At 33.1% G+C, this 20,967-nt stretch carries 17 protein-coding genes; 10 read left to right on the forward strand and 7 right to left on the reverse strand.

Going from position 1 to position 20,967, the window contains the following annotated elements; translation table 11 throughout:
- The first annotated feature begins 10 nt into the window (after positions 1 to 10).
- On the forward strand, positions 11 to 394 hold the full coding sequence (locus ACHRVL_RS00550) for a heavy-metal-associated domain-containing protein (RefSeq protein WP_395409531.1): 384 nt from the start codon (positions 11 to 13) through the stop codon (positions 392 to 394).
- Between the two features lie 57 nt (positions 395 to 451).
- Here the strand turns inward: ACHRVL_RS00550 and gldD are convergent, their stop codons facing one another.
- The 3 genes from gldD to ACHRVL_RS00565 are packed head-to-tail and all read right to left on the reverse strand — an operon-like array spanning position 452 to position 2,771.
- Positions 452 to 1,012, reverse strand: a complete 561-nt coding sequence (gene gldD, locus ACHRVL_RS00555; RefSeq protein ID WP_395409533.1) for a gliding motility lipoprotein GldD — start codon at positions 1,010 to 1,012, stop codon at positions 452 to 454.
- Complete coding sequence (locus tag ACHRVL_RS00560; RefSeq protein ID WP_395409535.1) at positions 1,012 to 2,307, reverse strand: gliding motility-associated protein GldE; 1,296 nt, start codon at positions 2,305 to 2,307, stop codon at positions 1,012 to 1,014. The genes gldD and ACHRVL_RS00560 overlap by 1 nt, the downstream gene beginning before the upstream one ends.
- Before the next feature lie 23 nt (positions 2,308 to 2,330).
- Complete coding sequence (locus tag ACHRVL_RS00565; protein ID WP_089052617.1) at positions 2,331 to 2,771, reverse strand: single-stranded DNA-binding protein; 441 nt, start codon at positions 2,769 to 2,771, stop codon at positions 2,331 to 2,333.
- 228 nt (positions 2,772 to 2,999) lie between these two features.
- Between ACHRVL_RS00565 and ACHRVL_RS00570 the strand changes: the two genes are divergently transcribed.
- Both ACHRVL_RS00570 and ACHRVL_RS00575 read left to right on the forward strand, forming a co-directional pair.
- Positions 3,000 to 3,344, forward strand: a complete 345-nt coding sequence (locus ACHRVL_RS00570; protein WP_395409537.1) for a DUF2085 domain-containing protein — start codon at positions 3,000 to 3,002, stop codon at positions 3,342 to 3,344.
- Between the two features lie 11 nt (positions 3,345 to 3,355).
- Positions 3,356 to 3,595: a hypothetical protein gene (locus tag ACHRVL_RS00575; protein ID WP_395409539.1), complete on the forward strand. Its 240-nt coding sequence runs from the start codon at positions 3,356 to 3,358 to the stop codon at positions 3,593 to 3,595.
- 35 nt (positions 3,596 to 3,630) lie between these two features.
- Here the strand turns inward: ACHRVL_RS00575 and mutY are convergent, their stop codons facing one another.
- Positions 3,631 to 4,665: an A/G-specific adenine glycosylase gene (gene mutY / locus ACHRVL_RS00580; RefSeq protein ID WP_395409541.1), complete on the reverse strand. Its 1,035-nt coding sequence runs from the start codon at positions 4,663 to 4,665 to the stop codon at positions 3,631 to 3,633.
- 139 nt (positions 4,666 to 4,804) lie between these two features.
- On the opposite strand from mutY, the gene ACHRVL_RS00585 reads away from it, so the two are divergent.
- The 4 genes from ACHRVL_RS00585 (at position 4,805) to ACHRVL_RS00600 (ending at position 8,728) form a co-directional block, all read left to right on the forward strand.
- Positions 4,805 to 5,095 carry an HU family DNA-binding protein gene (locus tag ACHRVL_RS00585; RefSeq protein WP_007805026.1) on the forward strand — a complete coding sequence of 97 codons (291 nt, stop codon included), beginning with the start codon at positions 4,805 to 4,807 and terminating at the stop codon, positions 5,093 to 5,095.
- 378 nt (positions 5,096 to 5,473) lie between these two features.
- Positions 5,474 to 7,018 (forward strand): ribonuclease E/G, encoded by a 1,545-nt coding sequence (locus ACHRVL_RS00590; protein WP_213254879.1) that lies wholly within the window; start codon positions 5,474 to 5,476, stop codon positions 7,016 to 7,018.
- 158 nt (positions 7,019 to 7,176) lie between these two features.
- Entirely contained in the window at positions 7,177 to 7,968 is a 792-nt protein-coding gene (locus tag ACHRVL_RS00595) for a hypothetical protein (RefSeq protein ID WP_395409543.1), read from the forward strand.
- Positions 7,969 to 7,984: 16 nt separating this feature from the next.
- Complete coding sequence (locus ACHRVL_RS00600) at positions 7,985 to 8,728, forward strand: hypothetical protein (RefSeq protein ID WP_395409545.1); 744 nt, start codon at positions 7,985 to 7,987, stop codon at positions 8,726 to 8,728.
- A gap of 2 nt (positions 8,729 to 8,730) precedes the next feature.
- Here ACHRVL_RS00600 and pbpC read toward each other — a convergent pair whose 3' ends face one another.
- Together pbpC and ACHRVL_RS00610 are read right to left on the reverse strand one after the other, a co-directional pair.
- Positions 8,731 to 11,106 (reverse strand): penicillin-binding protein 1C, encoded by a 2,376-nt coding sequence (pbpC, locus tag ACHRVL_RS00605; protein WP_395409547.1) that lies wholly within the window; start codon positions 11,104 to 11,106, stop codon positions 8,731 to 8,733.
- A 132-nt stretch (positions 11,107 to 11,238) separates the two neighbouring features.
- Positions 11,239 to 16,926, reverse strand: coding sequence for an alpha-2-macroglobulin family protein (locus tag ACHRVL_RS00610; RefSeq protein ID WP_395409549.1), 5,688 nt, complete (start codon positions 16,924 to 16,926; stop codon positions 11,239 to 11,241).
- A 215-nt stretch (positions 16,927 to 17,141) separates the two neighbouring features.
- Between ACHRVL_RS00610 and ACHRVL_RS00615 the strand changes: the two genes are divergently transcribed.
- The gene (locus ACHRVL_RS00615) at positions 17,142 to 17,675 is read left to right on the forward strand and encodes a hypothetical protein (RefSeq protein WP_395409551.1); all 534 of its coding nucleotides are present in this window, start codon (positions 17,142 to 17,144) and stop codon (positions 17,673 to 17,675) included.
- On the opposite strand, the gene ACHRVL_RS00620 is transcribed toward ACHRVL_RS00615, so the two are convergent.
- A complete protein-coding gene (locus ACHRVL_RS00620) occupies positions 17,676 to 18,119 on the reverse strand; it encodes a nucleoside deaminase (RefSeq protein WP_395409553.1) in 444 nt (147 codons plus the stop codon).
- 61 nt (positions 18,120 to 18,180) lie between these two features.
- Here ACHRVL_RS00620 and ACHRVL_RS00625 point away from each other — a divergent pair, with 61 nt between their 5' ends.
- Positions 18,181 to 19,152, forward strand: coding sequence for an energy transducer TonB (locus tag ACHRVL_RS00625; RefSeq protein ID WP_395409554.1), 972 nt, complete (start codon positions 18,181 to 18,183; stop codon positions 19,150 to 19,152).
- A 19-nt stretch (positions 19,153 to 19,171) separates the two neighbouring features.
- Positions 19,172 to 20,959: a 1-deoxy-D-xylulose-5-phosphate synthase gene (locus ACHRVL_RS00630; RefSeq protein WP_395409556.1), complete on the forward strand. Its 1,788-nt coding sequence runs from the start codon at positions 19,172 to 19,174 to the stop codon at positions 20,957 to 20,959.
- Positions 20,960 to 20,967: the final 8 nt, after the last annotated feature.

A 20,967-nucleotide genomic window follows, 5' to 3' on the forward strand; every position in this document is an offset into this window, starting at 1 on the left:
ATCATATATAATGAAATTTACAAAAACTATAGCTGTTATAGCAATTGCAAGTTTAGCATTTGTAAGCTGCAAAAAAGAAGAAGACAAAAGCTTAAGCTTAATTAAATCTCAAAACGAAAAAGCTGCTCCCAAAGAACACAAAGTAATAGCTGCCGAAAATGTGCAAACTGCAAGTTTTGAAATCGAAGGAATGACTTGCGCTATGGGATGTGCAAAAACAATCGAGAAAGAATTATCTAATTTAGAAGGAGTAGAAAAAGCAGCCGTTGATTTTGACAAAAAAACGGCAACTGTTACTTTTGACAAAACTATTCAAAATCAAGAGAACTTAACAAAAGTAGTTCAGGAAACTGGTGACGGAAAAACATACAAAGTTTTAAATTTCAAATCTTAAGTTTAGAACTTACAAATACAAAAACGGCGTTCAATTGAACGCCGTTTTTATTTCTTCTTATTTCCATTTTAATGTTTCCATCAATCGCTGCATATCATTTTTGATATAGCTGGCGGCCGGCATAATTGAATCAAAATTAGGTTTTGCATAAAAATAAACAGAACCAATTACAAAATGCTTTGTACTATCTGTTACATAAAATTGTGAGTTTGTAGCGGCATTTCCGTCAACCTGATAAAACATTCCGTATACCTTTTTCTCCGGATTTAAATAAGGCTGTTCTAGAATATCATCAGCTTTTATAACATGTTCGTAGGTCAGTTTCTGAGCATCTCTCAAAAGCTTGTCAATATTGCCATTTACAGGCTTGTAAGTCAAATAAATTGTCGCTTTCATCTTTGGATACGTAATTGCAAATCCGCAGTCCTTTTCGCCTTTAATTACAGCATCTTCATTCATTTGAAAAGCAAAAGGGCAATTATTTTCAAAATTGACATATTTCGCCTCTGGGTAATCTAATCTAAGGAAACTTGCAGGTTTAGGCACAACATCATCTTTACAGCTTACAACTGTTAATGTCAGCAAAATTGCAGTTACCAAAATTATTTTCTTAAACATTATTCTATTGTTACTTTTATTTGTTTAACACGTTTTTTATCAACTGTTTCAATTGTAAAAACACAGTTTTCAAAAATCACTTTTTGATCCTTCTTCGGGAAATTTCCTAAAATTTCTAAAATAAATCCCGCCAATGTTTCCGCCTCACCTTTGCGAGATTCAAAAACATCTTCGTCAACATCAACAATTCGATAGAAATCTTTTAGATTTATTTTTCCTTCAAAAAGAAAATTCTTTTCATCTATTTGAGAATAATTCAGATTTTCATCATCAAATTCATCACTAATGTCACCTACAATTTCTTCTATAATATCTTCTAATGAAACCAATCCAGAAGTTCCGCCGTACTCATCAACAACAATTGCTAAATGGCTTTTAAGGCTCTGAAAATCTTTTAATAAATTATCCAGTTTTTTATTTTCAGGAACAAAAAAAGCTTCTCTCATTAATGAAGGCCAATTAAAATCGTCTTTATCAATATGAGGCAATAAATCTTTAACAAACAAAACTCCTTCTATTTGATCTATATTATCACGATATACAGGTATTCTAGAAAATCCTTTCTCGATAATCTTCGGGCAGATAGCTTCAAATGATTCTGAGATTTCCAAAGCAAAAATATCAATCCTCGGACTCATAACCTGCTTTGTATCTGTATTTCCAAAAGAAACAATTCCTTCTAAAATTTTCTGTTCTTCTGTTGAAGTTCCTTCTGAATCTGTTAATTCTAAGGCTTGAGAAAGCTGATTAATCGAAAAGTTATTTTTTTGCTTACCTAATTTATTATGCAGATACAAAGTAAGACTGCGCATAGGAAGACTAATTGGAGTAAGCAGTTTGTCTAAAACTGAAATAGGATAAACAAAACGATTAACAAACTTTATATTATTTCTGCTGGCATAAACTTTAGGCAAAACTTCTGCAAACAACAAAATTAAAAAAGTAACTAAAATAACCTCTAAAATAAATTTAAGAACTGGAGAACTAACACCATTAAACAAATTTCGGCCAACGAAAGAAAACAATATTACAACTCCAATATTCAAAAAGTTATTTGCAACTAACAATGTCGCTAATAGTTTTTTAGGTTTATCTAAAAGATCTGAAATAATTTTTCCCTTTGAGAAATTTTCCTGCAGTGTTTGATCGATATCTTTCTGAGACAAAGAGAAGAGTGCAACTTCGGCTCCTGAAACAATGGCCGACAAAAAAAGTAAAATAAATATTCCGACAAAACCAATAATTAAATTGATGTCTAAAGTTGTAGTAAAAAGTAAACTGGGCTCCGGGTCCAAATTAAAATAGATTAGTTAAACAATCAGAAGGGCAGATCATTTATAGGTAAGCCTTCGTTTGAAGCATCAAAGTTAGTGTTTTTTGCGGATTCTGAATCTTGATTTGGTTTATGATTTGCAGTTTCTTTTTTTGTCGTAAGAAAAGTAAACTCAGTAACTTGAATTTCGGTCGTATATTTTGTAGTCCCATCCTCAGCTTGCCACTGTCTGGATTTTATACGCCCTTCAACATATATCTTATCTCCTTTTGAAAGATATTTTTCGCAAATTTCAGCTGCCTTATTACGTACAACTAGATTATGCCATTCTGTTGAAGTTATTTTTTCATTGGTTGTTTTATTAATATAAACTTCGTTTGTCGCCAATTGAAAACGCCCAATACAGTTTCCTCCATCAAAATAATGCATTTTTACATCATCGCCTAAGTGCCCAATAAGCATGACTTTGTTTAATGTTCCATTCATAATAATAGCGGTATTTCTACCAAAGATACATTTTATTTAGCAAATTAATTCTTGCTCTTCTAGAAAATTATAAATCAAAATTTAGAGAAAGAAAAGTACATATATAAAAACTACAAACATCGATTCTTAAGCTCCTTTTTAATTAATCTCATAAAGCTGAAAATCAATATTAACTTCGCCATATTAAGAATACTTTTGTTAATTTAAAATAATGTGTATTTTTGAGTTATGAAAAAAATAGAATTTGTCAGCTGCCACAAACTCCCTGAAAGATCGTTCTTCTACAAAGGGAAACAATTTCCGTTTTGCGCAAGATGTACAGGAATCTATGCTGGCTATTTCATCTTCATACCTCTATTATGGTTTATTAAAATTGACATTTACTGGGCATTATTATCTATCTTACCCACAATGATCGATGGCTTTACTCAAGCTTACTTCGACAGAGAAAGCAATAATTTTTTACGCTTTTCTACTGGCATTTTAGCCGGATACGGATTGGCAGGATTGTCTGATTTTATAGCTTTCTGGATCGTATATTCTTTCAAGTATCTTTTTATTATTAACAATTAAAGCATAAAACTATGTCAAACGAAAATTCTAATTTTGATGAATTCGAAAACAAAAACGACAAATCTGAGCAAGATTTAAGCACTGGATTAAAAGTATTATCTTTTTGTATTCCTCTAGCAGGTGCAATTATATATTTTGTAAAGAAAAGTGACGAACCTGTGGCAGCAAAATCTGCATGTAATATGGCTTTAATAGGTTTTGCGGTTGGAATCGTAGTAAGAATAATTCAGTATGCAATAGCAGGAGCTTAAAAAAAAAAACAGACTTCAAAAGAAGTCTGTTTTTTTTAAAATTTTTCAATAAAATTATAAATCACAATAGGAAAAGGAAATGCTTTTACATCTACCATATTAACACCCTTTTCTATTACTTCCTCAATCTTTATTTTCCAAAATTGAATATGCAAATGCTGATGCGAAAGCTTATGCACCAAAGCCGCATTATGATATTCCTCTATACCTATAATAGTATAAGAACAAAAAAGATCATTTTTTACAGCTTTTGAAACAAAATCAAATCCTTCAATTTCTTTTGTTTCAAGAAGAGGAAACTCATACAAATTATGCCAGATTCCTTTTGCTGTTCTTTTTTGTATCAGCGTATTTCCTAAAGCATCTTCTAAAATCAAATAATTAAAGAAACGATTGGTTACCTTAACTTTTTTTGATTTCACAGGCAAATCCATAACCTTCTTTTTTTGAAGCGCCGCACAACTATCATTAAAATCACAAATCGTACAATTAGGACTTTTAGGCACGCATTGCAAGGCACCAAATTCCATTATCGCCTGATTAAAAACGGCAGGATTATCTTTTGGCATTAATTCATATGCAAGTTCTGTAAACTCTTTTTTAGTGGCAGGAATCGCAATATCAGATTCAATGTCAAAATAACGCGAAAGTACTCTAAACACATTTCCATCAACAACAGGAACAGCTTCATTATACGAAAAAGAAGCTATAGCGGCGGCGGTATATTCGCCCACACCTTTCAAACTTAAAAGTTCTTTGTAAGTCGCAGGAAAGCTTCCGTCTAAATCAAATGCCACATATTTTGCCGTTTTATGTAAATTTCGAGCGCGCGAATAATAACCAAGTCCCTGCCAAAGTTTCAAAACCTGTTCTTCAGAGGCATTTGCAAGATCAAAAACAGTAGGAAATTCCTTGGTAAAAGCAAAAAAGTAAGGCATTCCTTGCGCAACTCTTGTTTGCTGCAGCATAATTTCTGAGAGCCAAATTTGGTATGGATCGGTCGTATTTCGCCATGGAAGATCACGCTTGTTTTGTAAATACCATTTTATCAGTGTGTTATGAAAATCCATATTAAAATCCTTAAAAAGCAAAAGTAAATGTTTATGTAATTAAAATTTAACGAATTAGCTTGATTAATTATTTTTTTAATTCTTATATTTGCAACCTCAAAAAAATAGTACACCATTATAAAATAAAATAGGAAAGAAAATGACGAAAGCAGATATCGTAGCGAAAATTTCAGAAAAACTAGGTCTTGAAAAAGGAGATGTTCAAGCAACAGTAGAAACGTTCATGGAAGAAGTTAAGACTTCATTAGAAACTGGAGACAATGTTTACCTAAGAGGTTTTGGTAGTTTTATTGTAAAAACCAGAGCTGAAAAGACTGGTAGAAATATCTCTAAAAACACTACAATTAAAATTCCTGCACACAACATCCCTGCGTTTAAACCTGCAAAAGTTTTTGTAGAAGGAGTAAAAACGAACAACGAAGCAAAATAATATTAATTAACATAAATCTGACACAATATGCCAAGTGGTAAAAAAAGAAAGAGACATAAGGTAGCTACTCACAAACGTAAAAAAAGAGCGAGAGCTAACCGTCACAAAAAGAAAAAGTAGTTTTAAACTACTTTTTTCTTTTTAAACGTTCATTGAAATTGAAAATTAGTATCCAGTCACAAGTATTTAGTGTTCAGTCTACTGATTACTTAAAACTGCAAACTGCCAGCTAGTTTTCTCCGGGTTCAATACCTGTTAAAATATTGTTTAATCCATCCTTGTAGAAGTTGATGGTTCTTGGTTTTTGGTTATTGGTTATTTTTACCAACAACTATCAACAAACAACCGACAACCAATTCACGGATAAAAATTTACAGTGTGAATAAAGAATTAATCATTAGATCGAGTTCTGAAGCCGTAGATTTTGCCTTATTAAAAGATGGAAAACTAATTGAATTACATAAAGAAGAAGAAAAAAGCAACTTTCAGGTTGGTGATATTTTTATTGCCAAAATACGAAAACCAGTTGCTGGACTTAATGCTGCTTTTGTAAATGTGGGCTTCGAAAAGGATGCCTTTTTACATTATCACGATTTAGGTCCAAATTTAGCTTCCCAACTGAAATTCATAAAACTTGTAAGCGCAGGTAAATTAAAAGATTTCTCCCTAAAAACCTTTCAGTTTGAAAAAGAGATTGACAAAGATGGCATCATTACTGATATTTTAAGTGCCAATCAATCTGTTTTAGTTCAAGTAGTTAAAGAACCTATATCGACCAAAGGTCCAAGAATAAGTGCTGAGCTTTCTCTTGCCGGAAGATTTATTGTTCTAGTTCCTTTTTCTGATCGTGTTTCTATTTCTCAAAAAATAGAAGACAAAAAAGAAAAGGATCGTCTAAAAAAACTTGTTCTATCGATCAAACCAAAAGGATTTGGTGTTATTGTTCGCACAGTAGCCGAAGGCAAAAACGTAGCCGAATTAGAAAAAGATTTGCAGAACCTGCTTGGCAGATGGACTGCAATGTGTAAAAAATTACCAACTGCTCATCATCCATCAAAAGTATTAGGAGAGCTTAACAGAGCTTCTTCGATATTAAGAGATGTTTTCAATGATACCTTCAGCGGTATTCAAATAGATGACGAAGAGTTGTACCATCAAACGAAGGAATATCTGCAAGAAATTGCACCTTCAAAACAATCGATTGTTAAGTTTTATCAATCAAATGACACTCCAATTTTTGAGAAATACAATATAGAGAGACAAATCAAAACTTCTTTTGGAAGAACAGTATCTATGAGCAAGGGCGCTTACCTTATCATCGAACATACCGAAGCTCTTCACGTTATAGACGTAAACAGCGGAAACCGTTCGAATAAAGCAACCAATCAAGAAGACACTGCTATGGAAGTAAATATGATTGCTGCTGCAGAAATCGCAAGACAACTTCGTTTGCGAGATATGGGCGGAATCATAGTAGTAGATTTTATCGATATGTCGAATCCTGAAAACAGGAAGGTTTTGTTCGACTTCTTGCGAGAAGAAATGAGCGACGATAAAGCAAAGCATAAAATATTACCGCCAAGTAAATTTGGTTTAGTCCAAATTACAAGACAGCGCGTAAGACCAGAAGTTAACATTAAGACCAGAGAAGAAGATCCTAACAAAGAAAATGGTGAAATTGAAGCACCTATTTTAATTATTGATAAGATCACCTCTGATTTAGAAAGACTTTTAAAAACCCACAATAAAGTTGTGCTAAACACACATCCGTTTGTGGCTGCATACCTCAGCAAAGGTTTTCCATCATTACGTTCAAAATGGTTTTTTGAACATAAGAAATGGGTGAAAATCATACCTCGTGACGCTTACACGTACTTAGAATACCATTTCTATGATAAAAAAGGAAATGTTATTTCAGAATAAATCAAAAACCGCCTTTCGTGAGATTGGCGGTTTTTTTATGCTTTTATGTCTCCTTTTTTCTGTCCTATTGTGGTGCAAAAAAAGCGCATACAGACCTAATAGAAATAACCTGACAATTATGTTTGCAATTCTAATTATTACTTTAAATAATTAATTATATGCAAGCAATCCCAAATCTATATTTTTCATCTCAAAAAAATACTTTTTACTATCTGTTAGCGCTACTTTTTTTATTCTCTTCAAAATTAGCTGCTCAAAAAGACACCATATTTTTTAATTCGAAATGGAAAACAACCGTCAAAGATTCAGCTGTTTATTACAGATTAAAACCCGTTAAAATAAAAACAAAAAAGGCGATTGGGCGAAAAATTGAATATGTTGATTCTCTATATGTAATTAAAGATTACTATGTAAAGAACAATGTATTACAGTTTGAAGGATATTCTAAAGACATAAATGGTAACTATAATGCAGGAAAAGCGAAATGGTATAATGAAGACGGAACACTTTCAAGTTCAAGAGATTTTCGAAAACCTGCTCCCGGTACATTTAGAGTTCCCAGCCCGTCTATAACTTATTTAAACTACAGCATTGCTGATAAAAGTCTTTTAACTCTGGGAACTGAGTTTTGTTTAGACTGTCAAACTCCTAAAAAACTATTTTTAGGTCTAGGATATGGAGTTACCAATAGTTACAATGGACAGTATTATGGCTTACCTGATCTTCATTTATCTTATAACATCTCTGTTTTATTTGCTAAAATTGGAACGACTCATAAAAATAGTTATGTATTGGGAGGGTTAACATTAATGAATTTTATAGATTTAGGATTTGGATATTCTTTGCCATACGACAAGAATAAAGCTCCTGTATTTGAAGGATTTACAATGAGTCTTAATTTAAGATTTACAAGAAACAAAAAAGCTTACAGTCAATTTATTGGTTATTAATTAATTTCTACTGCAAATGAAAACATATATCATTATAAGCATTATATTGCTTTTTTCAGTTAAAATAACAGCCCAAAACGACACTATTTTTGTTGACAAAAATTTAAAAAATACCCCTAAAGAATCTGCTGTTTATTACAGAATTAAAGAGAAAAACAATATTGCAGAACATTCTTCATTTGAATCTAATAAGAGATCCTTGCATGCTATTAACTATTACTATGTAAAAAGCAACAAACCTTATTTTGAAGGTTATTCAACAGATGAAAATGGAAAACATTTGACTGGAAATGCAAGATGGTATGGAGAAAATGATACTATTACAAAATTGGATTACTTCCGCACAAAAAAGGATATCATCTCCGACTTCTTAATTTTTAATTTAAATTATTCAATAGCAGACAAAAGTCTTCTAACCACTGGTCTTGAATTTTGTTTGGATTGTAAAAATAAAAACAAACTTTTTTTAGGTGCAGGATACGGAATTACTAACAGTTACAATGGGAAATATTATGGGCTTCCAGACGTGCATTTATCATACAATACAGAATATCTTCTATTTTTAAAAGCAGGCAGTTCTTCCAAAAATGCTTATGCAATGGGTGGTTTTACTTTATTTAACAGGATAGATTTAGGTCTTGGTTATTCATTTCCATACAACAAAGAAAAAAAACCAACTTTTCAAGGATTTACAACTTCACTCACATTCCGAATTACAAAAAATAAAGAGGTGTATACCAAACTCAATATCATACAATAAACTTATTCTTTTATAATCTCGATTTTTCGTCTAATTTCATTTCCGGAAGCATCTACAACTGTAATGTAATGTATTCCTGTTGTTGGTGTAATTGGCAATTCATGAAAGGTTTTTGTGGTAGCTTTATAAACATCATCAATATACCAAAATAATTCTTTATCTCTCTCAGAATAAGCAACTTTTAGAATTACAGGTTGCACTTTACTATTAAAATCTTTAGTCAAATATATTTTGCTGTTTGCCTTTGGATAAATAAAATCCATAACTGTGGTTTGAGTTCCCTCGCAGCCTTCTTTAAATGGAGGTAATGGTAAATATTCAATATGCTGACTTTTATAATACCACGCCATAACTGGAGGCAGAACAAACCAATTTTTAGCAATAATATTTTCAACATTTTCACAGCTGCTGTTTACCTGAAACTGTTCCGTTTTATCTAAATGAATAGTTCTGTGATACGGACAAACTTTTGTTGATTTTCCCTTTTTTGAAACCCATTGTTTAATTTTCGGACAATTCTCTTTAGCCAAATAACCACTTAATCGACAAACCTCAACCTCAGCCAAATCTTTATAAGGCGTATCAAACCATCTTTGTCTGGGTAATAAATTAAAAACGTCGAATAAAATTGGAGCTGCACTCGTAACTCCGGTTAAAGTTGGTCTTCCCTCTCCAGTTGCATTTCCAACCCAAATTCCAACCACATATCTTGAATTCGTTCCAATGGCCCACGCATCTCTATTTCCAAAGCTTGTTCCTGTTTTCCATGCAATTTTCAAGGAACTGTCATAAAACTTCCAGGCTTCATCTCCTTCAGGTCTATTCACCTGCTCCATTGCGTTATACGTTAGCCAAATTGATCCCGCACCCAAAATATTCTTTTGACCCGTTTTTGTTCCAAAATCAGGCTTAAAATCATTTTTATAATTTAATTCGGTAAACTCATTTGTTCTGTATTGATTTTTATTTTTAGTATAGAAATTCAATGTTGAAGACAGATTTGCATAAGTTCTGCATAAATCCCATAAATTACTTTCGGCACCGCCTAGAATAAGCGACAAACCATAGTGATCAGGTGTTTTATTAATGTTCTTCAATTTAAATTTTTGAAGTTCTTCGTAAAATTTATTGACTGTAAATTCCTGAAGCATTAAAACTGCTGGAATGTTCAAAGAACGCGACAATGCACTATGCGCCGGAACAGCACCGTCAAATGTTAAATTGAAATTTTGGGGCGTATATCCTGAAATCTGCGTAGGAACATCGGCCACTAAAGTATTGGGTAACAATTCACCATCATCTAGCATTGCACCGTACAAAAGTGGTTTTAAAATACTTCCTGTACTTCTTGGCGCATCAATAATATCAACATCCTTTTGATGATCTTTATCTGTTGGAGCATTGCCAACGTAACTCATTACATTTCTATTCTGAACGTCAATTACCAAAATAGCCAGATTGTGAACTTCATTTTGCTTGTATTGATTGTAATAGTATCTCGCAATTTGATTTACACGATTTTGCAACGCATAATCAATTGTTGTTTTTACTCTTGTTCCTTCTTCATTTTTTGCCACTCTCTGCAATAAATGAGGAGCAATTTGAGGGAGATCATATGGCTTTTGAGGTAAAGGTTCTTCTATAGAAAGTTCATAAGTCTGCTTGTCGATTATACCTTCCTGATGTAATTTTAGTAAAAGTCGGTTTCGTTTATTCAATAATTTTATCTGATTTTTTCCCGGATAGATTAAACTTGGTGCATTTGGTAAAACCGCCAAAACTGCATTTTCAGCCCACGATAATTGATTGGATTGAACCCCAAAATAACGCCAAGAAGCCATTTCTAACCCAACAACATTTCCTCCAAATGGTGCGTGAGCGGCATACATTTCGAGAATTTCATTTTTTGAATAGCCTAATTCTAATCTTGTGGCCAGAATAATTTCAATCAGTTTTTCAAAGTAGGTTCTGTTTTTTCCTTTTCTGGAAAGTCTGATTACTTGTTGTGTTAAGGTACTTCCTCCTCTAACTACCTTTCCTGCTTTTCGATTTTGTTTAAAGGCATTGATCATCGCACCAGGATTAAAGCCTAGATGCTTATAAAAATACTCGTCTTCAAAATAAACAATACACTTCTTGAATTTATCCGGAACACTGTCTTGCGCCGGAAAACGCCATTGTCCGTCGCGGGCAATTTTGGCGCCTAACAATTCGCCCTCTTTGCTTTCTATTACGGTTGAATAAGGTTCTTTGAATAAAGTTCGAGGTATCGAAAAATAGTAAATCAGCAAGAGCACAAATGCAATTGCTGATTTTATTTTGTTTCTTTTGATCCAGTTTATGATGCGTTGAAGAAACGCTTTTAATTTATTTTTCAATACTTGTTTTTTTAACCGCAAAGACACTAAGTAAACGCTAAGTTAGCTAAGTTTTTTTTAGCCACAGATTACACTAATTATCACAGATTTTTAAAAACCCGTTTAATCCATATAATTTGTGGCTAATAAATTTTATTTCACAACCTCAACCCAGAATCCTTTTGTTCTTGCCAAGAATGTATTATCATACATGGCTTCGCATTGTAAACCAGGTAAATAATAATTCCCTAAATAGGACGCATTTAATAGAATTCTAAAAACTTTAGTTTCTCTGGCTTTCATTCCAAAATAGAAATTAGTTCTATCGTCTCGTATATCAATATAATCAGCAATATTGTTTACGGCGTCTCCGTAATCTGTAAAACGGGTGTTTACAATTTCAAATCCTGAAGGCAGAATTTGTGATAACGCTACATTTTGAATACTTTCTCCTCTTTGATTTTTAACTGTAACTTCGGCGATAAACTCAGTTCCCTGATTGATTCTTGAAACATTGATTACACTTCCTTTTCTGTTTTTGAAAACAATACTTGCCGAAACATCGCTTTGAACAGCATTTTCCTCTCCAATAGGTAATATCCCTGTATTCAATACGCGAACATAAACTGTATTTGCTTTATTATTTTTCAGCGTAATACTATTTGCTCCAGAAGTAACAGAAATACTTCGATCAGCAATTGATTTACTTGTATTTATTGTCTCGCCTTTTCCGTTTTTACTAAACTGAATATTGATTCCTTTCGGACCGTTACTAATTGCAAATTTCGACATCGCGTACAAGCAATAAGCCGTTGTCTGCGTACTCATCCATTGATTGGCCGACATTTCTTTGGCTAATTTTGTCGCCATAACAAATGCTTTTTGTGTCTGCCCTAGAAGTAACATTGTTTCTAGAGCCATCGCTCTATTTCTTTCGCTTGAACCGTAATAGTAGTAACTATATCCATCTGAATCTCCGTCAATACTTGTTTTCAGGAATAAACTTTGTCCTGCTGATTTTTGTCCTGCTAAAACATATGCTGCTGCCAAACGAAGTTTACTTTCATTTGAAATGCCTTTTGTTTCTCTAAGTCTGTTCATTGCTGATAAATCAGCATTTCCTGCTAAAGCCAGTGTATACAATCTATAGGCTTGAGCCATATCGTTTCCATATTTAGGTTCAAAACGCCATTGTTTCGCTTCTTTTTGCTGATAAGTCAACCATTTAGATTTGAAATTAATTGGCAGAATATAACCTTTTTTCTCCGCTTCAATCAAGAAATGACCAGCATATGAAGTTCCCCAATCATCTGCAATTGCATTTCCTTGCCAATAAGGTAATCCACCATTTGATAATTGGAAATTTCCTAATCTAGCAATTCCCGCTGCAATATTTTTTTGAATAATCTCTTTACGTTTCGCATCAATATCAGCCACATCGCCTAAATACAATTGAGGAAAAACTGAAGAAGTAGTCTGCTCTACACAACCATGTGGATACTGAATTAAAAATTGCATTCTTCCATTCAAATTCATTGATGGCATAGACGAAACTTCTAATCTTGCTTTATTACTTCCGGCAACACCAAATGTTTTCCATGAAATTGTTTTAGTACTATTTGGAGACAGAACAACATCTGTAAAAGTACTTGTAACAGGATTTGGATTCGTCATATCAATTTCAACATCGTAAACTGATTTCTCGCTTCCAGATGTTGCAATAACCTGAACTTTTGCAATTCCAGTTGCAGCACCTACAACTAAATTGAAATAAGCCATCTTTTCGTCTGGCTGAGCAAAACTCAGTTTTTGAACAGCACTTCCCATTACTTTCAATCCGTTGCTTGTTTTTACCTGAATCGAAACATTTTTGATTTTATTTTCAGTTGCAAAAACAGTTACAGGAAGTGTTACTTTTTCTGATGGCGAAATCTTTCTAGGCAACGAAGCTAAAACCATCAATGGACTCTTAACTTGAGTTGCTTTTTCAACGCTTCCGTATGCACTTGTATTTACATCTCCCGCCACAACCATTGTTCTAACAGAACCAATATATTTTGGCAGTTTTAATTCGTGTGATTTTGTTTGTCCTTTTTCCAATTTAAACGGACCATAATACAATACTACTGGTTTAAAACGATTTGCTTTTTTAGCTTTTCCACCGCCTAAATCCTGATCTCCTCCAATACTGAAAATCTGGTTTATTTTTCCTCCATATGCTCCAATTACATCATCGTAAACATCCCATGTTTTTACTCCAAGGGCTTCACGAACATAGAAACTATCCCATGCATTTGGTGTTTTAAAACGAGTTAGGTCTAAAAGTCCTTCGTCGACAACCGCAATGGTATACGTCATTTCTTTACCCGTTTTTTCGCCCACTTTTACTGTAAATGGTTGTTCTGGCTTTAAGACATCCGGCATATTAATAGTTGGTGCCAAAATCGTGTTTTTATCTACAACTTCAATGGGAACAATTCCATACATACGAATCGGCGAATCGTTCTTGGTTGTTGCGTGAGGCTGTAACAAAGTAATATTAAAATAAACATTTGGCGCCATTGCTCCCGTAATAGGAACCTCAACTTTTGTTTCACCTTTTTGTGTTTTCGCCCAAATTGTCTGAATCACACGAGATCCGTTTTCAATAGAAATTAAAGCGCGCCCGCCTTCACTTGAAGGGAAAGAAATTTGTGCTTTTTCTCCAACTGCGTAATTCTTTTTATCTGTAGAAAAAACTAACATATTCGCAGTTGAAGCATCTCTGTTGCGTGTTTTTCCAGACCATATTGGCCAATCGATATTAACTGTTAAGGCAGTTGCATGCCCGCCGTTTGTATCTTCAACACGAATCAAATAACGCCCCCATTCTTCATCGGTTAAAGCAAATTGAAAACTTCCTTTTCCGCTTGAATCGGTATCAATTATAATAGATTTATAAGCTGTTGTTGAGTTTGATGAATTATAATTAGACAAATTATCACTTGATGAATCCCACCACCATCTCCAGTCGACTTTATAAATTCTTACTTCAAGATTTCTAACTGCTCTTGGTCTTCCATTTTCATCAACTGTAACTATTTCAAAACGATTATTCGCTCTAGTTTCAAGCATATTATATTTGTTCAATTCAGGCGATTTTATTCCCACATAGGTTTTGTATGGCGAATAAGTTGTTGACATAACATCGGTACTAAAATCACCGCCTTCTTCATATACTTTTGTGATGAACGAAGCACGTAACATTCCAGGTGCCTGACCTTGTAATCTTGGCTGGATACTTACAGACGCTTTTCCGCTTTCATTTAATTTTCCTGAGAAAACATTAATTTCTTCCGTACTAAATTGACGAACGATATCATCAAAACTAAATTTCTCATAACCTTTGAACGTGGTGGTTTGCTGCGAAAATTTAGCCTGCATTTCTACATTTAGATTTTTCGCAATTGCGCCGTGAAGCCAAGTCACTTCAAGATTATCTGTATTTGGATAAGATGCCGATAGTGTTTTTCTGCTAAAAGTATTCTTGATTTTTAAACGATTTGGCTTAATCGTCTCAATTTTAATGCTTTTATAAAATTTAGCTCCTCCAACACTTACCATTGCCTCCCAATTTCCTGTTGGAGCATCTTGATTTGTAGGTACTATAAAGGCATAGTGATTTAAATCGTTTATTTTTTGAACGGTTTGATAAACTGTTTTACCATTTGGATCATTTAACCTGAATTTTATTGGATGTGATTTCGGAAGTTTATTTGCTGCATCATTTAAAATAAAAGACAAATACAAATTATCTCCCGGACGCCACACGCCTCTTTCTCCATAAATAAATCCTTTTAAACCTTTTTGTAAAGTCTCGCCGGCAACATCAAAATTACTTACAGATAATGAAAGTCCATCGTCAAGCTTTACATAAGTGGATTGATCGCCTAAAGTAACAATCGCAAAATATGCGAATTTATCTAATTGAAAAGACGCAATACCTTCACTGCTTGTTGCCTGCGTACCAATCTTTTGCTGTTGAAAATTATATAAATCAACTCTTGCATTTGATACTGGCTCTGTTGTAACGATATTATTTACAGCAAATAAATACGATTTGTTTTCACCTCTTTTCGCAATAACTCCTAAATCTGAAGCTAAAATATTAGTCGCAATTCTTGCATTATAATAATACGATCCAGAACAAGGATCCTCACTTTCTCTCCAGTTATAATCATCATAGTAATAATAATCATCATATGAATTACCACTATAATTTACATCATTTTCATCTACTTCCTCCTCTTCTGCTTCGTCATTATTCCCGTCAGATGTTTCACACTTATAAAGAGAATACTTCTTTTTATATACAAACTCTACTCTATAAATCGCTCCTGGTTCCGGCTTTATAATTTTAGATAAATCTAAAGCATACGTATTCCATTTTGTCAGATTTACAAGTGTGCTTTCTCTTAAATTCAAAGTGGTTTTGGCAATCGGCTGTGCGACTTTTTTGAGGTTTTGCCCGCCGTTTAATTGGTTATATTGAAGAAACTGAAGTATATTGTTTTTGTAAATCTTATATACTTTTACATCAACAGCACTTAAATTTACTGCTTCAAAATTCAATTTTAAATTATTTGAACTCGGCAAAATTGTTCCGTTTTTAACAAAACGAATACTTGGTTTTATCTGGTCGAAAGAGATTTTTTCAGAATAATTTGATTCTAATTTTTTACCATATTGGCTCTCGATTCCTTCAAAAACTTCTAATAATAATTCACCAGTCACAACTTGTTCAGGTTCTTCGTCCGGTACATATTCAACGGCATTATCTGTAACTGCGACTGCTGAATCAACCGCAACTGCTGCTGAATCAACTACGACTGCAGCCGAATCTACTGCAACAGTCGCTGATTCTTCTGCAACTACTACAACCGGTTCTTCTTTTTTAGGTGCATTTTGATTCGTAAAATATACTTTTAATAAATTTCCTTGTGTAGAAAACTTAAGATTATTAGTATTTTGAATTGAAACCAATCCTGCAAAATCTTGACCTTTTTCTAATGGCTCAGAAAAATTAATTAAAACCGATTGATTATTTCCATCTGGAACTTCAACTTTTATAACTTTAAATTCGTTTATGCTTGTAATAGGAAAATCGATTTGTCCTTTTTGGTCAATATCAAAATCATTTCCATCATATAAAATCTCAACATTAGAAGCTTCAGAATGACGCTGAATACTGTCAATTATAAAACGAAATTCTTTCGCAGGACCTGCAGTTTTCTCAAACTTAATTTTAAGATTATTACCTTTTTGTTTCGCTTCAACCAATTTTTGAGCCGTTTCAAGATCAATATTATCTGCTGTTTTCAAAACACAGTTTAAATACTGATATTCTTTACTGTACGACTGAATATCTCCAGTATTTATGGTAAAATCTTGTTTTACCGTTTTAACTGTAAAATTGAATTTGGAAAGTTCCTTTTCCTTCTCTTTTGGAATGGCAGTCAGCTTATCTAAGTTTAAAGTAACCTGATATTCTGTTCCGGGTTTTAGTTTTTTCTCGGGAATAAAAGCTAATGTATTGGTCGAAAGCGCCACGACTTTTCCGCTTACGCTTGGCGAAATATCAAATAAATCATCATCTAATTCCTGATTGGGTTTCCAATCATTCTTATCGAAAGCCAAAACCACACGAATATCAGAATCCGAAGAAACGATTCCTCCCGTAAAACTGGTTATATAATCTTTAAATAGTGAAAAATCTGAATTGAAATCTGCAGCTGATTTTCTACCGCAAGACTGAAAAATAAAAAACACAAAAAATACGAGACTTAATCCTTTTACTTTCACGTTTATTTAGAGTTAATGGTTAGCAAATTAGAAACTAGTACGATTTACCGTTATAAGCGATAACAGCAAATTACAAATTAAATTGCAATAAAAGTATAATATTTTCTGGTTTTATTAAGAAGAAAATTCTTTATTTTGTTTTTTTAACTTTTGCTGAAGTTTCACAAAAAGAAATCATTAAATTATTAAATTAACATTTCTAAATTTAAAAAAGAATGCCCAACAACTCAAACAGATATTCTTCTGAAAATGAATTCATTATAAAAAATAAAAATACAATTGTATATCTGCTGGGTGTAATAACATTTTTTATTTTGATCACTTTTGCAGATTATTATGTTTTACCTGCGTCAAAAGCTAATGATGTAATTACACATTACACAATAAGAACTTCTGGAAAATCTAGACAAAAAGTTTCTTATCATTATTTTACACAAAAAGGATTTACTTTTTCTACAGCAAAAGAATTTATTGATGAAAATAATATTACAATTGAAACTTCTTTATTATTTAAATCTGTAACAACCGTTAAATCCAAAACAAGAAATTATACGAATCTACTTTCCAGCGGTTTAAGCAGCAATGGAATTCAATTTTACACCTGCCTAATCCTGCTTTTTTCAATCGGAATAAGTATAAAGATATTGCTCTCGAAAAAAGGGTTTTCGGAAAACACATTTTACAATATTGTCTGCTTTAATTCTTTTATGATATTCATATGTGTTTATATGGGAGGATATTTGTTTTAACTACTTACGTCTTTGCAAGAAAAAACGTTTCATTAAATCAGCAGCTTCATTCGCCATTATACCTGAAACTACTGTAGTTTTTGGATGTAGTTTTGTTCCCATTGTTATAAAACCTCTTTGTTCGTCTCGTGCTCCAAAAACAATTTTCGAAATCTGACTCCAATACAAAGCTCCTGCACACATTTGACAAGGTTCCAGTGTTACATAAAGCGTACAATCTTTTAGGTATTTACCACCAAGAAAATTGGCAGCGGCAGTTATCGACTGCATTTCGGCATGAGCTGTAACATCATTTAATAATTCTGTTAAATTATGACTTCTTGCTATTATTTTATCAGCCACAACAATTATTGCTCCAACAGGAATTTCGCCTTTTTCAAAAGCCATTTCAGCTTCCTGCAAAGCTTTTTTCATGAAATATTCGTCGGTGAAGGGATTTATCATAAATGCAAAAATAAGGTTTTACTATTTATTTTTTATTACATTTAAATATTGAAATTCAAAAATGGAAAGAAAATACAGAATAACAATTCCGGAACCTTGTACAGAAAACTGGGACAAAATGATTCCAAACAAAGAGGGTCGTTTTTGTTTGAGCTGCTCTAAAACGGTTATTGATTTCACATCTATGTTACCTGAAGAAATTCAGCACTTTTTTACCCAAAATCAAAACAAAAGTATCTGCGGAAAAATAAAAAAATCTCAATTAGACTCGATAACAATCCAAATTCCGAGTCGTGTTTTTTATACACAAACTTATTTCCATAAAATATTTTTACTAGCTCTGTTTATTTCCATGGGAACTACTTTGTTCAGCTGTCAAGATAAAGACGGAAACAAACAAAAGATCGAGAAAATTGAAATAATTGAAGATCCTGCAGTTCTAAAAACTAATGCTGGCGAAAAGCATGAAGCCGTTAATAATAAATCCTTAACTGCCAACGAAACAAAATCTACAAAACGCAAAAGCAGGCCTTCCCCTAAAAAAGAAAAAACCTTCGCTTTCACAAAAGCAAAATGTGGAGAACCAATACCCACTAGTCTTTATGAGGACGATAGTGTTTATGGGGGTATGGGATTTGATGTTTTGCCTGACTACCCAGGAGGAATTAATCTATTTTACGAAATTTTTAAATCAGAATATAAAATCCCGAAAAAGTTAAAGAAATCTACTGGAGTAATAAAAATGTCTTTTGTTATTGAAAAAGATGGAAAACTAAATGATATAAAAATTATTGAAGATCTCGGTTTAGGAACTGGGGAAGAAGCCATGCGGATTTTGGAAAAATCTAAAAAATGGACTCCAGGCGAAACCAATGGAAGAAAAGTTAGAACTTATTACAATCTGCCTATCACACTTGAGCTTGACACTTTGAATCCAAAAAAAAGAAAAAGAAAATTTTCAAAAATTACTTCAATGCAAATTTTTAAAACTGGAGAGAGTAAGGAACAAACAGATTTAAATTTAAAACCGTAAATTTGCTTTTTTCCATACAATGAAAAGCGATTTACTTTCAAACATATATAATCCTGCTGATTTACGTCTTTTAAAAGAAGAGCAGCTTAACGCTGTTGCTCAAGAATTACGTCAATTTATAATTGATGTCGTTTCTGTAAAAGAAGGTCATTTGGGAGCTAGTTTAGGTGTTATCGAACTTACAATTTCACTTCATTATGTTTTTAATACGCCCGATGATTTGTTGGTTTGGGATGTTGGTCATCAGGCTTACGGACATAAAATCCTGACGGAAAGAAGGGAAATTTTCCATACTAATAGACAAATCGACGGAATTTCTGGCTTTCCTAAACGAGCCGAAAGTGTTTACGATACTTTTGGCGTTGGACATTCTTCGACTTCTATTTCTGCCGCACTCGGAATGGCGATTGCTTCAAAATTAAAAGGTGATTTCGATAAACAGCATATTGCAGTTATCGGCGATGCTTCTATTGCAAGCGGAATGGCTTTTGAAGGTTTAAATCATGCCGGAGTTACTGATGCCAATTTGTTGGTTATTCTAAATGATAATGCAATAGGAATTGACCCAAGTGTTGGGGCTCTTAAAAATTATCTTACTGCAGTAAAAGAAGGAAAAAACCCGAAGAAGAATAACATGATTAAATCTCTGAATTTCGATTATTCAGGGCCAATCGACGGTCATGATCTTCCGAATTTAATCCAAGAATTGAATCGCTTAAAAAACATAAAGGGGCCAAAATTTCTTCATATTGTAACCACAAAAGGAAAGGGTTTACAGCAAGCCGAAGAAAATCAGGTAAAATATCATGCGCCTGGTAAATTTGATGCTTCGACAGGAGAAATCATTTTAAAATCTGAAGAAAATTTACCGCCTAAATTTCAGGACGTTTTTGGTTTAACGATTTTAGATTTAGCCAAAAAGAATGAAAAAATAATTGGAATCACGCCTGCAATGCCATCTGGAAGTTCATTAAAGTTTATGATGGACGAATTACCGGAACGTGCTTTTGATGTTGGAATCGCCGAACAGCATGCTGTAACGCTTGCAGCAGGAATGGCAACACAAGGTATGATTGTATATTGCAATATTTATTCGACTTTTTTACAGCGTGCCTACGACCAAGTAATTCATGATGTGGCTTTACAAAATTTACCTGTTATTTTTTGTCTGGACAGAGCAGGTTTAGTTGGCGAAGATGGCGCAACGCATCACGGTGTTTTTGATATAGCGCACCTGCGTTCTATTCCAAACATGATTATTTATGCACCTATCAATGAGATTGCTTTGCAAAACATTTTATATACTGCTCAACTTGGCCTAAATCATCCAATCGCAATTCGATATCCAAGAGGACGCGGTGTACTGCCAAATTGGGAAGTAGAAAATTTCGGACATTATGAAAAAATTAAAATCGGGAAAGCTATTTGTTTAAAACAGGGAACAAAAACGGCTGTTTTATCAACTGGAACGATTGGAAATAATGTAATTGAAGCTCTACAACAAAGTACAAATTCAGAAACTATTGCGCATTACGATTTCCCTTTTATAAAACCCTTAGACAATGAGACTTTACACTCGATATTATCTTCATTTGACAACATAATTACAATAGAAGACGGGGTAAAAAATGGCGGTTTTGGAAGCTCTATTTTAGAGTTTGCAGCCGCAAATAATTTTAAAAACAACATCAATATTTTAGGAATTCCAGATGAGTTTATTGAGCACGGAACAGTAAACCAGTTACAACAATTGTGTAAAATTGACGTTAAAAATTTAATAAATCTTTTTTCTAATGAGCCAAAATAATTATTTTG

It is taken from the genome of Flavobacterium sp. FlaQc-28 (genome assembly GCF_044007415.1).
In the GTDB taxonomy this organism is placed as follows: Bacteria; Bacteroidota; Bacteroidia; order Flavobacteriales; family Flavobacteriaceae; genus Flavobacterium.